Raw genomic sequence first — 14725 nt, forward strand, 5'->3', positions numbered from 1 at the left:
CCGTGACGGCAGGAACACCAGCAGGAAGCAGAGACGATACGTGGCACTCGCGTCGAACCCGCCGGAAGCGATCCTGCTGGTCGGAGGGAAGGGAACCCGGCTGCGCCCGCTCACGGTGAACACCCCCAAGCCGATGGTCCCGGCGGCCGGCGTCCCCTTCCTCACCCACCAGCTGGCCCGCGCCCGCGCGGCCGGGGTCCGCCACATCGTGCTCGCCACCTCCTACCTGGCCGAGGTCTTCGAGCCGTACTTCGGCGACGGCTCCGCCTTCGGCCTCCACCTGGAGTACGTCACCGAGGAGGAGCCGCTGGGCACCGGCGGGGCCATCCGCAACGTCGCCACCCGCCTGACCTCCGGCCCCCACGACCCGGTCCTGGTGTTCAACGGCGACATCCTCACCGGCCTCGACATCCGCGCCCTCATCGACACCCACCGCAGCACCGGCGCGGACGTCTCCCTGCACCTGACCCGGGTGCCGGACCCGCGCGCCTTCGGCCTGGTGCCCACCGACGCCACCGGCCGGGTGACGGCCTTCCTGGAGAAGCCGCAGACCCCCGAGGAGATCGTCACCGACCAGATCAACGCGGGCGCGTACGTCTTCACCCGCTCGGTGATCGACACCATCCCGACCGGGCGCCCGGTCTCGGTGGAGCGCGAGACGTTCCCCGGCCTGCTCGCCGCGGGCGCCCACCTCCAGGGCATGGTGGATTCCACCTACTGGCTCGACCTGGGCACCCCGCAGGCGTTCGTCCGCGGCTCCGCCGACCTGGTGCTGGGCCGGGTGCCCTCCCCGGCCGTCCCCGGCCGCCGCGGCGACCGCCTCGTCCTGGCCGGCGCCCAGGTGGCCCGCGACGCCAAGATCACCGGCGGTACGGTCATCGGGGCCGGCGCCCGGATCGGCTCGGGGGTGCGCATCGACGGCAGCGCGGTCCTGGACGGAGCCGTCGTGGAGGACGGGGCCCAGGTCCGCGACACCCTCGTCGGCGCACGGGCCCGCATCGGCGCCCGTACCGTCCTGGACGGAGTCGTCGTCGGCGACGGCGCCCTCATCGGCCCGGACAACGAACTGCGGGACGGCGCCCGCGTGTGGTGCGACGCGGACATCCCCCCAGGAGCCGTCCGCTTCTCCTCCGACCTCTGACCCACCCGCCCCCACCCCGGGCGGAAAACGCACACGGAGGGCGAAGGGACCCCGGAGCCGGAAACCACCACCGGCCACGCCGAGTGAACGAGCAGCCGAGCCGCAGGGCCGGGGCCCACCGGCAACGGGGATCGGCGAGCGGCCGGGCGGAGCACCGACCACGCGCGGAGGGCGGCGGGGCGGCAGGGCCGGGGCCCGCCGGCAACGGGGATCGGGGAGCGGCCGGGCGGCAGGGGGGGAGCACCCGCCACGCGCGGAGGGCGGCGGGGCCGCAGGGCCGGGGGCCACCGGCAACGGGGATCGGGGAGCGGCCGGGCGACAGGGGGGAGCACCGACCACGCGCGGAGGGCGGCGGGGCCGCAGGGCCGGGAGCCCGCCGGCAACGGGGATCGGGGAGCGGCCGGGCGGCAGCGGGGAGCACCGACCACGCGCGGAGGGCGGCGGGGCCGCAGGGCCGGGGGCCCTGGACACTTTCGTATATTTGTGGCGCAATCGCCGGGTTCCGTCCGTTCCCGGGGGTTGCGCCGTAAATATACGGTCCAGGGTCCCCGAAGCCCGGAGGCCCCGCCGCCCGGCCCCCGCACCGCGGACCCCGCACCACGCACCCCGGACCAGGCACCCCGCACCGCGGACAGACGCCCCCGCACCGCGGACAGACGCCCCGCACCGCGGACAGACGCCCCGCACCGCGGACCCCGCGCCCCGCCCCCTGGACTCAGATGTCCCGGAAATCCCGCACCGAGTACCGCGGAGCCCGCCGCGGCGGTACCCGCCCCGAGAGCAGGACCAGCCGGGCCGCCCGGTGACGCTGCCCCGGATAGGGCCCGAGCAGCTCCAGCATCGTCGCGTCGTCCGCGCCGCGCCGCCCGGTGAGCGCGTAACCCACGATCCGGGGCAGGTGCAGGTCGCCGACGGTGATCGCGTCCGGGCAGCCGTTGCTCCGCTGGAGCGTCTCCGCCGCCGTCCACGGACCGATCCCGGGAATCGCCTGGAGCCGTGCGGAGGCCGCGGGCAGTTCCATGGCTGCCGCCTCCTCCAGCCGACGGGCCGCACGGGCAGCCCGTACGACCGTCGCCGAGCGCTTGGCGTCCACACCGGCCCGGTGCCACTCCCAGGACGGGATCATTGCCCAGCCACGGGGGTCGGGCATCACGCACAGCCGGTCGTTCGGCCCGGGCGCCGGTTCACCGAACCGCCGCAGCAGCAGCCGCCAGGCCCGGTACGCCTCGTCACTGGTGACCTTCTGCTCCAGGATCGAGGGGATCAACGACTCCAGCACCAGCCCGGTGCGGGCCAGCCTCAGACCGGGATTCCGCCGGTGTGCCTCGTGGACCAGCCGGTGGCGGGGGGTGAACACCGAGGGGTCGTCCTCGGCTCCGAGCAGTGCGGGAAGCGCGTCCAGCAGCCAGGGGCCGCCCGGCCCCCACGCCTCGGCCACGATCTCCGACGAGCCGCGGGCGATCCGCAGGGTGCCCGGCCCCACCGGGGTGCGGCTGGCCCGCCACACCGAGCCGTCCGCCTCGACGCGGAACGCCGGATCGCCCGGACCCCGGCGCAGGGGCCCCAGGGTCACCCCCAGATTCAGGGGGAACGGCGGCACCCACCGCCGTTCCCGGGCCGTACCGGCGGCCGGCCGGGCAGCGGGTACGACGAGCCGCCCACCGCGCACGGTGGTACGGGTGACCGGTCCGTTCTCCACAGAGCCTTCCTGCCTGACGCGCTGCTTACGAGGGTAAACGGACCACCCGACCACCCCGAACGAAGTGACCCCACCCCAACGAACGAACCCGCCCGAAACGCAACCGCGACCCGGCACGAACGAACCCCCCGCCCGAAACCGACGCAACCCCCCCGCCCGAAACGCAACCCCCCACCCGGAACCAACCCCGGCCCGGAACCGACCCCGATCCGAAACGCAACCCCCGACCCGGAACGAAGGAACCCGCCCCAGAGACCGACGCAACCCCGACCCCCGAAACTCCCTACCGCACCACCGTGAACGCCTCCGCCCCCCGCGCCGCCCGCGGCTTCGGCGGTGCCGCCGGGTGCCCGACCGCCACCGCCCCCATCGGGTCCCAGTCGGCGGGCAGCTCCAGCACCTCGCGCACCACGTCCCGGCAGAACATCGTGGAGGACACCCAGGCCGAGCCCAGCCCCTCGCCCGCCAGCGCGACCAGCAGGTTCTGCACCCCGGCACCGGCGGCCACCACGAACATCTCGCGCTCCGCCGCCGCCCGCCGGGCGTCCGGGTACGGGTGCGCCCCGTCCGCGACGAGGCAGGGCACCACCAGATAGGGCGCGTTGCGCAGCACGTCACCGCGCCGCACCCGCCGGGCGATGCTCTCCTCGCCGAACCCGTCCCGGCGCAGGTCGGCGATCCACGCGTCACGCATCGCGTCGAGCAGCCGCAGCCGCACCTCGGGGGTCTCCAGCAGGACGAACCGCCACGGGGTGGTGTGGTGCGGGGCGGGTGCGGTGACCGCCGCCGCGACCGCGCGCCGGACCGCCCGGCCGTCCACCGGGTCATCGGTGAACTCCCGGATGGTGCGGCGCAGCGTGACGGCCTCGCGTACCGCCTCGGAGGTGCCCAGCCGGAACATGTCGTCGGCCGGGTCGCGCACCAGGGCCCGGGCGCCCGGCTGAGGCCCGTCGTCATCGGCCGCGGTGACGTGCGGCAGCCCGCGGACCACCGCCACCGGCAGCCCTCCGGCCTTGCCCTTCACCAGGTCTCCGGCGGCGGCCAGCTCGTCGGCGGTGGCGACCACGGTGACCTGGAGCGGGTTGCCGTGCGCGTCGGTGCCGCCGCGCAGGTCGTCCAGGACCCGTACGCCGGCGGCGCCGATCGCCACATCGGTGAGCCCGTTCCGCCAGGGGCGGCCGAAGGTGTCGGTGAGGACCACCCCGACGGTCACCCCGAGGGTCTCCCGGATGCCGTCCCGGATGCGCCGCGCCGAGGCGTCGGGGTCCTCGGGCAGCAGCAGCACCGTCCCGGCCGGGGTGTTGGAGGCATCGACCCCGGCGGCGGCCATCACGAAGCCGTGCCGGGACTCCACGATGCGCAGCCCGCCGCGGCGGGCCACCACCCGGACCGACTCGGCGTCGATGGCGGCCTCCCGGTCGTCCGCCCGGACGCTCCGCCCCTCCGCCTTGCTGACGATCTTCGAGGTGACCAGCAGGACGTCCCCGTCGGCCAGGCCCGGCAGGCCCTCGGCGGTGGCGGCGCCGGCGATCAGCTTGGCGAGGTCGTCGCCGGGGCGGATCTCGGGCAGGCCGGGCAGCGCCCAGACCCGGTACGCGGGGGCGGACGCGGCGGCGGGCACGGGGGCGGACGTGGCGGCGGTCATGCCCGCACCTCCTCGGCCAGCTTCAGCGCCTCGGCGGCCATCCGCGCGGTGGCCGCCACGTCGGTCATCATCAGCGGGACCGCGCGGCAGCGGATGCCCGCCTCCTCCACGTCCGCGACCGCGCCGGCGTCCACGGTGTCCACCAGCCAGCCGTCGAGCAGGCCGGAGCCGTAGTGCCGGGCGACGGCCGCGGCGGTGGACTCCACGCCCACGGCGGCCAGCACCTTGTCGGCCATGCCGCGTACCGGGGCGTCGCCGACGATGGGGGAGAGGCCCACCACCGGGACGTCGGCCTTCGCGATGGCCTCCCGCACGCCGGGGACGGCCAGGATCGTGCCGATGCTGACCACCGGGTTGGACGGCGGGAAGAGGATCACGTCGGCCGCGGCGATGGCCTCCAGCACACCGGGCGCCGGTGTGGCCTGTTCCGCACCCACCGGGACGATGGCGTGGGCCGGGACCTGGGCGCGCAGCCGCACCCAGTACTCCTGGAAGTGGACCGCCTTACGGGCCGGCGTGCCGTCGGCCGGGGCGTCCGGGTCGTCGATGAGCACATGGGTCTCGACCCGGTCGTCGGTCATCGGCAGCAGCCGGACGCCCGGCTGCCAGCGGGCGCAGAGCGCCTCGGTGACGGCGCTCAGCGGGTAGCCCGCGGCGATCATCTGGGTCCGGACGATGTGGGTGGCGAAGTCCCGGTCGCCGAGGCCGAACCACTCCGGCCCCACGCCGTACGCGGCGAGTTCCTCCTTGACCGTGAAGGTCTCGTCGGCCCGGCCCCAGCCCTGTTCCTCGTGGATGCCGCCGCCGAGCGTGTACATCACGGTGTCCAGGTCGGGGCAGACCTTCAGCCCGAAGAGGTGGATGTCGTCGCCGGTGTTCCCGATGACGGTGATGTCGGCGTCGGGTACCGCCGAGGTGAGGCCGCGAAGGAAACGGGCGCCACCGATACCGCCCGCGAGAACCACAATGCGCATGGGGCGATTGTGGCAGGCCGGTCCGGGCCGGGCCGGTGGGCCCGGCCCGGACCGGGCACCCGTCACCGGCCGGAAACCGCCCTACCCGGAGACGCCGCCCCACCCGGAGCCACCGACCCGCCGGACACGAGCCCACCCGAGGACACGACCCCGCCGGACGAGGGCACGACCCCACCGGCAGCCGCCGCCGGGCGGGCGAGCGCCGCGATCCGTTCCTGGCTGGGGTGCATGGGCATGTCGGTGAGCCCGGGGTGGTAGATGTGCAGGCTGACGGCCGGTTCCAGGGCGTCGTTGGCGATGTCGTGCACATAGCCGGGGGCGAAGACGCGCTGGGTGCCCACGGTCAGTGTGTGCCGGGTGGTGCGCGGCCCGGTGCCGCAGCGCTCGGTGAGGCGCCCCTGGAGCACGGTGAGCAGGCCGGAGGAGGCCCCGTGGTCGTGCGCCCCGGTGCTCTGGCCCGGGACCCAGCTCAGCAGCCAGACCTCGTAGCCGGGGCCGGTGCGCAGCCGGTGGTACCAGCGGCTGGTGGCGTCGTAACGGACGAGCGGGGCCCAGCCGGCGCGGTCGTCCGCGATCCGGCGGGCCAGGCCGGCGAAGGCGGCGACGGTGGTCGGGTGGTCGGGTACGGGCGGCAGCAGATGCGGGATGGCGAGCGGGTCGCCGGCGATCTGGACGTCGCTGTTCATGGTCGGTTCCTCGGCTGCGGTGCAGCGAAAGCTGGAAGCGGAAAGCTGGCGGACCGGAACGGTCAGGAACGCGGGAAGCCGGAGCCTTGGGGCATCAACAGCTGGAACAGCGACAGCGAGCCTGCACAGCGCAGCGGAACCCGTGGGTACGGGTCGGCTGGTGCATGGGGGTCACTGGCATGGGGACAAGGAGAGCCGGTGCGGGGAGCCGCTGTCAACTTGACGATCGGTTTACGGCCGCTCCTTCACCCCATCCGGCTACCCGCCGTGCAGAAAGGTTTGTTCTCCGAAGAACGGGAGAGGTGGCGCACATCCGGTGCTCCTGTGCAACGGGTGCGGCGCGGGCGACGTCTTCACGCCACGGGAGGCGTTGTGAGGGCGGCTCGGAAACGTGTCTGTTTTAGGTATATTTGAACACTTTCCGCGCTTCCTTGGTTCCGCAGAGTGAATAAGGGGCTCAATAGCAGATCCCGGCTTGACTGGCCCGGATCGGCACACTTGTAATTTCACTCGTGTCGTTCGGCGGCGATCTTCGCCGGGCGGCGCGGGGACGTAAAAACAGACGAGGGGCGCACATGACCGAGTTGTTCCAGCAACTGCTGGTCGAAGAGGCGGATGAGGAGCTCGGTTGGCAGGAGCGCGCACTGTGCGCCCAGACCGATCCCGAGTCGTTCTTCCCGGAAAAGGGCGGTTCTACGCGCGAGGCGAAGAAAGTCTGCCTTGCCTGCGAGGTCCGTTCCGAGTGCCTTGAGTACGCCCTCGCCAACGACGAACGCTTCGGCATCTGGGGCGGTCTGTCGGAGCGTGAGCGTCGCCGGCTGAAGAAGGCCGCGGTCTGACCGGACCACCGGCCATCGCCCGTACCGGCGAGCCCCCGGCCCGCGCCGGCTCTCCGGCCGCCGGACCACCGGGCCTCCGGCCATCGCCCGTACCGGCGAATCCCCGGCACACGCCCGGCTCTCCGGCCCCCGGACCACCGGCCGTCCGGCCCCCGGCTCCTGTCGGCCCGTCGGCCCCGGACCTCCGGCTCCCCGCCGGCCGGCCGGTCCCCGGCCCTCCGCCGGCCCCTGCTCCGCGCCGGCTTCCCGGCACGCCGCCGGCCCCCGGCTCTCCGTCCACCACACGGTCCGCCCCCCGCGCCCGGGCGCAGGGAGGCGGACCGCTGCTGTGCCCAGCCGTTAGTGTGGGGTGCCCCTGGCCCGGCCGGGGGCCTCGAACGGCGCGCCGGCGGCCCCACCGGCCGGGCGCGTCCACGCAGTCCAGCACCGCAGTCTCCCGGGGGCCTGAAGGCCCACAGCGGCTCCGCCGCGGGCCCCCGCACCCCGTCGGAGGGCCCGTACCTCGATGTCCGTGCACAACCAACCGGCAGTCAGCCACCCGGCGGGTGCCGCCGGCTCCGTCCCCGGCCCCGTACCAGGCTCCGGCTCCAGCTCCGTCCCCGGCTCCGTCCCCGGCTCCGTCCCCGGCCGGGCGCCCGAGTTCCCCCGGCACGTCGTCACCGCCGTCCTGGTCGCCCACGACGGAGCCCGCTGGCTCCCCGACGCCCTCGCCGGGCTGACCGGCCAGGAACGCCCGGCGCAGCACATCGTCGCCGCCGACACCGGAAGCACCGACGACTCCGCCCGGCTGCTCACCGACGCCCTCGGCCCCGACCGGGTCCTCCACCTCGCCCGCCGCGCCGGCTTCGGCACCGCCGTGGACGAGGCCGTCCGCGCCGCCCCCGCCCCCGGCCGGCTCCGGCCCCACACCTCCGGTCAACCCCGGTCCGGCGCCCGGCCGGACGGCCGGGCCGGCGAGCCCGTCCACTGGCTGTGGCTGCTGCACGACGACTGCGCCCCCGCCCCCGACGCCCTCGCCGCCCTCCTCCGGGTCGCCGACAGCAGCCCGCGCGCCGCGATCATCGGCCCCAAGCTGCGCAGCTGGTACGACCGCCGGCAGCTCCTCGAAGTGGGCGTCAGCATCGCCCGCAGCGGCCGCCGTTGGACCGGCCTGGAACGCCGGGAGCAGGACCAGGGCCAGCACGACCAGGTCCGCCAGGTCCTCGCCGTCTCCACCGCCGGCATGCTCATCCGCCGCGACGTCTACGAGGAGCTCGGCGGCTTCGACCCGCGGCTGCCCCTGATGCGCGACGACGTGGACCTGTGCTGGCGTGCCCAGGCGGCCGGCCACCAGGTGCTGGTCGCCCCCGACGCGGTACTCCGCCACGCCGAGGCGTCCGCCCGCGAGCGGCGCCCGGTGGACTGCGTGGGCCGCGCCGCCTCCCGGCCGCCGTCCGACACCGGCGCCGGCAAGCGCCTCGTCCCGCACGGCACCTCCCCGCACCGGGTGGACAAGGCCGGCGCCGTCTACACCCTGCTCGTCAACACCCGCGGCCCGCAGCTGCCCTACGTGGTGGTGCGGCTCGTCCTCAGCACCCTGCTGCGCACCCTCGCCTACCTGGTCGGCAAGGTGCCCCGGCAGGCGCTCGACGAACTCGCCGGACTCTTCGGCACCCTGATCCGGCCCCAGAAGATCCTCGACGGCCGCCGCCGGCGCGGGAAACCCCAGGTCGAGGCCGCCGAACTGCGCCCCCTCTTCCCGCCGCCCGGCGCCACCGTACGCGCCACCGTGGAGCAGATCGCCGGAGACCTCGGCCGGCGCTCGGAGGCCGAGGCGCCGGCCGCCGGACGGCACGGCGCGGTGGAGTCCGGGCCCGGCGGCGACGACGCCGACTTCCTGGAGGTCGAGCAGTTCGCCCGGCTGCGGCGGATCGCCCGCAAGCCCGGGCCGATGCTCTTCGCCGTCCTGCTGCTGGTCTCCTTCGTGGCCTGCCGCGACCTGATCGGCGGCGGCTCGCTGGCCGGCGGCGCCCTGCTGCCGGTGCCCACCGACGTGATGGACCTGTGGGCGCGCTACACCGACGGCTGGCACCCGGTCGGCACCGGCGGCACCGAACCCGCCCCGCCCTACCTGGCGGTCCTCGCCGGGCTCAGCACGGTGTTCCTCGGCAGCACCGGGTTCACCCTCACCCTGCTGCTGGTCTGTTCGGTACCGCTGGCCGGCATCACCGCCTACTTCGCCTCCCGTCCGCTGGTCTCCTCCCGGCTGCTGCGCGCCTGGGCCAGCGTCGCGTACGCCTTCCTGCCCGCCGCCACCGGAGCCCTCGCCAACGGCCGCATCGGCACCGCCGCGCTCGCCGTGCTGCTGCCGCTGATGGCCCGCGCCGCGGTCTCCGCACACGGCTTCGCCGGCGCCGCCGCCCGGACCCGCCCCAGCTGGCGCGCGGTGTGGGCGTACGCGCTGCTGCTCACCTTCACCATGGCGTTCACCCCCGTGGTGTGGCCGATCGCCGCCGTCCTGGGCCTGGGCGTGCTGGCGCTGCGGGTCCGCCAGGGCGGCACCGGGCAGCTCACCGTCCACGGCCTGCGGCTGCTCGCCGTGCTCGGCACCCCGCTGCTGATCCTCGCCCCCTGGTCGCTGCCGCTGCTGGTGCACCCCGGCCGCTTCCTCGACGAGGCCGGGCTGAGCGACGGCTACGGCGCCGCCTCCGCACTGGACCTGCTCGCCCTCAGCCCCGGCGGTCCCAAGGGCGGCGGCACGCTGCTGCTGCTCGGCTTCGTGCTGGCCGCGCTCGGCGCGCTGCTCCGCGGCGAACGCCGGGCGGCGGTCGGCACCGCCTGGGCCGTGGCGCTCACCGGCCTGCTCTTCGCGGTGGCCGGGAACCGCTCCGGCTGGGCCGGACCGGCCACCCTGGTCTACGGCCTGGCGCTGCTGTCCGCCGCGGCGGTCGGCGCCGAGGGCGCCCGGGAGCGCGTCGCCGCCCGGAGCTTCGGCTGGCGGCAGCCCGCCGCCCTGCTGGTGGTCGCCGCCTGCGCCGCCGCGCCGCTGCTCGCCGCGCTGAGCTGGATGGCGGGCGGCGCCGGCGGGCCGCTGGAACGGCGCGACCCGGTGCAGGTGCCGGCCTTCGTGGCCGCCGAGGCCGGCAACGAGGACCAGGCCCGCACCCTGGTGCTCGACGACGACCACGACGGGATCGACTACGTGCTGGTGCGCGGCGCGGGCGCCCGGCTCGGTGACGCCGAACTCGCCTCCCAGGCGGGCAGCGACGCCCGGCTCGACACGGTGGTCGCCAACCTGGTGGCCGGGTCCGGCGCCGACCAGACCCGCCACCTCGGCGACTACGCGGTGCGGTACGTGCTGGTCCGTCAGGGAGCCCCGCGCGCACTGGTGAAGGTGCTGGAGACCACCCCCGGCCTGACCCGGCTCAGCCAGGAGGACGGCACCACCCTGCTCCGCGTCAACCAGCGCGTCTCCCGCGTCACCATCGTGCCCGGCACCGGCGGCGGCGCGTCCGCCGGCGCGGACGGGGCGGCCCCGGTCCCGGTGGCCTCCGGCCCGGTCGAGGCCCACACCGAGATCCCCGACGGACCCGACGGCCGGGTGCTGCGCCTCGCCGACAAGGCCGCGCCGGGCTGGCGGGCCACGCTGGACGGCGAGCCGCTCACCTCCGTCACCGTCGACGGCTGGGCCCAGGGCTTCGAACTCCCGGCCGGCGGCGGACGCCTGGACCTCACCTACGAGACCCCGCTGACCCGTACCGCCTGGGTGTGGGCGCAGGCCCTGCTCGCCGTGGTGCTCGTGGTGCTCGCGCTGCCCGGACGCCGCCGGGAGGTGGACGACGACCTGCCCGAGGCGGAGGCCGCGGCGGCCGCGGCGGCCATGGAGGGCGACGGACGCCGGGCCCGCCGGCTGCGCGCCGCCGCCGAGGCGGCGGGTCAGGACCGCCCGGCCCCGGCCGGCCCCGGCGCCCCGGCACCGGGCGTCTCCCGGCCCCCGCGGCGCGGAACCGGCCGCCGCGTGGGGTGCCGGGCCCGTCCCGCAGGCCCCCGCCGGCCCTCGGGGAGCCTGGACCCGTCCCGGCCCCGCGGTCCACCCAGGAGGCCGCCCGGCAGGTCCCGGGCCGGATGGGCGCGGACCAGGGGGCCCCCCGGACCAGGCGGGTGCGACGGGCCCCGGCGCCGGCGCACCGGCGGGCGGCCCGGTCGTACCCCCGGCGCCCCCCACGCCGCCGTCCCCCTACGCGGCACCCCCCTGTCCCCCTACGGGACCTCCCCGTCCCCCCTACGGGACGCCGACGGCCCCGACCCCGACCTCGTACGGGTCCACCCCCGGCCCCGACCGAGGCCCCCCTACGGGCCGTCCCCGACCCCGGCCCCGTACGGGTCGTCCCCCGCTTCCGCCGGCGCGGGTCCGGCCGCCCGGCAGGTCCCGGGCCGGATGGGCGCGGACCAGGGGGCCCCGGACCAGGCGGGTGCGACGGGCCCCCTGGTCCGCGCCCACCCGGCCGCCCCGGACGGCGGGACACCCTCCTACGACGGGTGGCAGGCCCAGCCGTACCCGTCCGGGACGTACGGACAGGAGGCCGGCGGGTACGCCGGCGACCCCTACCGGGGCGGCCACCCGGCCGGCCCGTACCGGGGCGGCCACCCGGCGGGGGCGCAGGGCGCGGACACGGGCTACCCGGCGGCCCAGGCGCACGGGACCGGCTACCCCGCCGCGGGCCAGGCGCACGGGACCGGCTACCCCGCCGCGGGCCAGGGCCCGGACGCCGGTTACCCGGCGGGGACGCAGGGTTCCGCCGGATACCCGGACGGTTCCTACGGCGGCTCCGGGTACGGCGGTGACGGATACGCCGGGAACGGCTACCCGCCCGACGGATACGGCGGGGGACACCCCGGTGCGGGCCATACCGGCGGCGGCCATCCGGACGCGCAGCCGTACCCGGCCCCCGCCGGTTACCCGGGCGTCCCCGGATACCCGGACCCCACCGGTTACGACGGGTACGGGCAGCACCCCCCGGCCGACGGCGCGCCCTCCGCGCCGGGTGACACGACGTACGGCGACGGCGGTTCCGGCCCGCGCCGTGACGGGAGCGAGCAGCAGCGATGAACCGTACGACCATGTCCCTGATCGCCGCGGTGGTGGCCCTCGCCGCGGTCACCGGCGTCGCCACCCTGGCCGACCCCGCGCAACCGTCGGGCGGCTCCGCGGCCTCCGCCCGGCTGCCGGTGGACCGGTCCACCCTGCTGTGCCCGGCCCCCAGCTCCTCGGACCTCGCGGAGACCACGTACACCGCGTTCACCCCCCGGGCCGCCGACGGCAAGGACGGCACCGACGGCAAGGGCGGCGCCGACGGGGAGGCGAAGGCGGGCCGCGCCACCCTGCTGCCCGCCGCGGGTGAGAACCCCGCCGACGACCCGGCGGCGGGCGACGGCGACCCGGCAGGGGACGGCGACACCGCGTCCGGGGACGGTGACGCCTCGGGCAACGGTGACGCCTCCGGCGACGGCGACGGGAAGAAGCCCCGGGAGGCGGGCGGAGAGCCGGTGGCGCCGGTGAAGGAGCCCGGTACCCCGGTCACCGCGACCGCCGACGGCGCGGAGGCCCCCGCCCTGATCGGCGAGGCCGACGGCCGGCTGGCCCCCGGCTGGAGCGTCCAGCAGACCACCACCGTGGACGCCGGGGTGGGCCGCGGCCTGCTCGGCGCCGCCTGCACCGCGCCCGACACCGAGTTCTGGTTCCCGGCCGTCAGCACCGCGAGCGACCGGCAGGACTACGTCCACCTCACCAACCCGGACGACCGGACCGCCGTGGTGGACCTGGAGATGTACGGCGCCGAGGGGGAGACGGACGCCGAGGCGGGCGAGGCGATCCAGGTCCCGGGACGGTCCACCGTCGCGGTGCTGCTCGCCACCCTCGGCGAGCGGCCGGAGATCAACGCCACCCTGCACGTGACGGTCCGCACCGGCCGGGTCGGCGCGGCCGTCCAGGCGGCCGACACCAACCTCGGCGGTGACTGGCTGCCGGCCTCCGCCGCGCCCGCGCCGGCGCTGGTCCTCCCCGGCATCCCGAAGGACGCCACGGCGGTCCGGCTGGTGGCGTACGCGCCGGGCGACGACGCCGACCTGACGGTGCGGCTGGCCGGCCCGTCCGGCTCCATCACCCCGGCCGGAAACGGAACCCTGCACGTCAAGAGCCGGATGACCGCCGCCCTGGACCTCGGAGACGTCACCAAGGGCGAGCCGGGCTCCCTGGTGCTCGCCCCGGAGAACGCCGACCGGGGCAAGCCGGTGGTCGCGGCCCTGCGCGTCACCCGCGGCAAGGGCGACAAGCAGGAGACCGCGTACATCCCCGCCACCCCGGCCATCACCGAGCGGGGCACGGTCGCCGACAACCGGGCCGAGGGCACCACCCTCTCCCTGGTGGCCCCCGAAGAGGCGGCGAAGGTGCGGATCACCGCGTCGGCCACCACCGAGGGCGGCGCCCCGGTCACCGAGACCCGCACCGTCAAGGCCGGCACCACGGTGTCGCTGGACCGGCTCCGGCCGGCGGCGGACAAGGGGGTCTACGCGATCACCGTGGAACACCTCTCCGGTGGCCCGGTGCACGCGGCCCGCATGCTCGCGCTGCCCGATGACGGCGTCCCGATGTTCACCGTGCAGACCCTCCCGGACGACGGGGGCACGGTGGAGGTCCCGAAGGCGGAACAGGATCTCTCGCTGCTCAACGAGTGAGGGGCCGGGCCGCGCAGCGCCCCCGCGCACCGCCGGCCCGGGCCGGGCCGCCGGGCGGGCAGTGCCCGGGCGAACCCCGCCGGAGGGCCCGTACGGGAAGTCCGGCGGGGAGGACCCGTACGGGAATTCCCCTCGGGAAGATGCCGTACGGGCCCGGCGGAACCGTGGTGCGTGCCCGGCTCCCGGAGAACCGGACCGGAGGAAGCCGGCGCCGAGGACGGCCGGCCGGCAGAGCGTCGAGCGGGACCGTCCGACGCAGGCCACCGGAACGATTCACCCGGGCCCGGCTCATGGGGCCGCCGACCGGGCCCGTCGGGGCCGGCTCTGGGGGCCGCCGGCCGGGTGGGCCACGTCGCCCCGGCCCTGGCGGGCCGCGAGGCCCGGCCTCAGTCCTGGCCGTACCGCGGGTCGACCGATTCCGGGGCGAGCCCGAGCAGTTCGGCGACCTGCTCCACGACCACCTCGTGGATGAGCGCGGCCCGCTCGTCCCGGCTCTTGGAACGGATCTCCACCGGCCGCCGGTAGACCACGATGCGGTCCCGGCTGTCGCCGTGGCCCGCGACGAAGCGGCCCAGCGGCACCGACTCACCGTCCCAGAGCGCCCCGCCGTCCGGCTCCAGCCCGTCATGGCCGAAAACCGGCACCTCCAGCACCGTGAACTCCACCGCGGAGAGCTGCGGCCAGCGCCGCTCCAGCCGCTCCGCCGAGTCGTGCACCAGGTCGAGGAAGGATTCCGCACGGCTGACCGACAGCGGCACCTGGGGAGGGGCGATGGGCCCGCGCATCCCCCGGCCGTGCCGGTCACGGCGGCGCGGACGCGGATCGGACGGCGGGGGTGGCGGTACGGACCTGGTCATCACTGACGAGAGTAGCCCTCGGGACCCGTCCGGCAGGGGCTTCGGGTGACTGTCCGTCGGGCACGGTATGAACATTCCGGCCACGGTGGGTGTGAGATCGGCCGTCTCCAGAAAGGCCGGTCCTGCTCTACCCACCCCCCGGGACGTCCCTCCCGGCCCCCGCCCGGAAT

Annotated in this window: 8 protein-coding genes and 1 pseudogene; 4 read left to right on the forward strand and 5 right to left on the reverse strand. The window is 76.3% G+C overall.

The window, feature by feature from the left end; translation table 11 throughout:
- Nucleotides 1-40 precede the first annotated feature (40 nt).
- Nucleotides 41-1141 carry a mannose-1-phosphate guanylyltransferase gene (manB, locus tag IHE55_RS18490; RefSeq protein WP_197990035.1) on the forward strand — a complete coding sequence of 367 codons (1101 nt, stop codon included), beginning with the start codon at nucleotides 41-43 and terminating at the stop codon, nucleotides 1139-1141.
- Nucleotides 1142-1856: 715 nt separating this feature from the next.
- Here the strand turns inward: manB and IHE55_RS18495 are convergent.
- From IHE55_RS18495 to IHE55_RS18510, 4 genes and pseudogenes are all read right to left on the reverse strand, one after another.
- Nucleotides 1857-2810, reverse strand: coding sequence for a DNA-3-methyladenine glycosylase family protein (locus tag IHE55_RS18495; RefSeq protein ID WP_197992100.1), 954 nt, complete (start codon nucleotides 2808-2810; stop codon nucleotides 1857-1859).
- A gap of 313 nt (nucleotides 2811-3123) precedes the next feature.
- Entirely contained in the window at nucleotides 3124-4485 is a 1362-nt protein-coding gene (locus IHE55_RS18500; protein WP_197990036.1) for a coenzyme F420-0:L-glutamate ligase, read from the reverse strand.
- On the reverse strand, nucleotides 4482-5459 hold the full coding sequence (gene cofD / locus IHE55_RS18505; protein ID WP_197990037.1) for a 2-phospho-L-lactate transferase: 978 nt from the start codon (nucleotides 5457-5459) through the stop codon (nucleotides 4482-4484). The genes IHE55_RS18500 and cofD overlap by 4 nt, the downstream gene beginning before the upstream one ends.
- A gap of 182 nt (nucleotides 5460-5641) precedes the next feature.
- Nucleotides 5642-6145: pseudogene (locus IHE55_RS18510) on the reverse strand (cysteine dioxygenase); the annotation flags it as partial.
- Between the two features lie 575 nt (nucleotides 6146-6720).
- On the opposite strand from IHE55_RS18510, the gene IHE55_RS18515 reads away from it, so the two are divergent.
- The 3 genes from IHE55_RS18515 to IHE55_RS18525 all read left to right on the forward strand — a co-directional run bounded on the left by IHE55_RS18515 (nucleotide 6721) and on the right by IHE55_RS18525 (nucleotide 13698).
- A complete protein-coding gene (locus IHE55_RS18515) occupies nucleotides 6721-6984 on the forward strand; it encodes a WhiB family transcriptional regulator (RefSeq protein ID WP_004952403.1) in 264 nt (87 codons plus the stop codon).
- Between the two features lie 505 nt (nucleotides 6985-7489).
- On the forward strand, nucleotides 7490-12073 hold the full coding sequence (locus tag IHE55_RS18520) for a glycosyltransferase family 2 protein (RefSeq protein WP_232265618.1): 4584 nt from the start codon (nucleotides 7490-7492) through the stop codon (nucleotides 12071-12073).
- Nucleotides 12070-13698 carry a DUF5719 family protein gene (locus tag IHE55_RS18525; RefSeq protein ID WP_197990039.1) on the forward strand — a complete coding sequence of 543 codons (1629 nt, stop codon included), beginning with the start codon at nucleotides 12070-12072 and terminating at the stop codon, nucleotides 13696-13698. Before IHE55_RS18520 ends, IHE55_RS18525 begins: the two co-directional genes overlap by 4 nt.
- 386 nt (nucleotides 13699-14084) lie before the next feature.
- Here the strand turns inward: IHE55_RS18525 and IHE55_RS18530 are convergent, their stop codons facing one another.
- Complete coding sequence (locus IHE55_RS18530) at nucleotides 14085-14555, reverse strand: metallopeptidase family protein (RefSeq protein WP_197990040.1); 471 nt, start codon at nucleotides 14553-14555, stop codon at nucleotides 14085-14087.
- Between the last annotated feature and the right edge of the window lie 170 nt (nucleotides 14556-14725).

The sequence above is a fragment of the Streptomyces pactum genome (genome assembly GCF_016031615.1).
Lineage (GTDB): Bacteria > Actinomycetota > Actinomycetes > Streptomycetales > Streptomycetaceae > Streptomyces > Streptomyces pactus.

Coding starts and splice junctions, on each gene's coding strand:
- cofD (WP_197990037.1), bottom strand. CDS start 5,459: ATGCGCATTGTGGTTCTCGCGGGCGGTATCGGTGGCGCCCGTTTCCTT.
- IHE55_RS18520 (WP_232265618.1), top strand. CDS start 7,490: ATGTCCGTGCACAACCAACCGGCAGTCAGCCACCCGGCGGGTGCCGCC.
- IHE55_RS18515 (WP_004952403.1), top strand. CDS start 6,721: ATGACCGAGTTGTTCCAGCAACTGCTGGTCGAAGAGGCGGATGAGGAG.
- IHE55_RS18530 (WP_197990040.1), bottom strand. CDS start 14,555: ATGACCAGGTCCGTACCGCCACCCCCGCCGTCCGATCCGCGTCCGCGC.
- IHE55_RS18500 (WP_197990036.1), bottom strand. CDS start 4,485: ATGACCGCCGCCACGTCCGCCCCCGTGCCCGCCGCCGCGTCCGCCCCC.
- IHE55_RS18525 (WP_197990039.1), top strand. CDS start 12,070: ATGAACCGTACGACCATGTCCCTGATCGCCGCGGTGGTGGCCCTCGCC.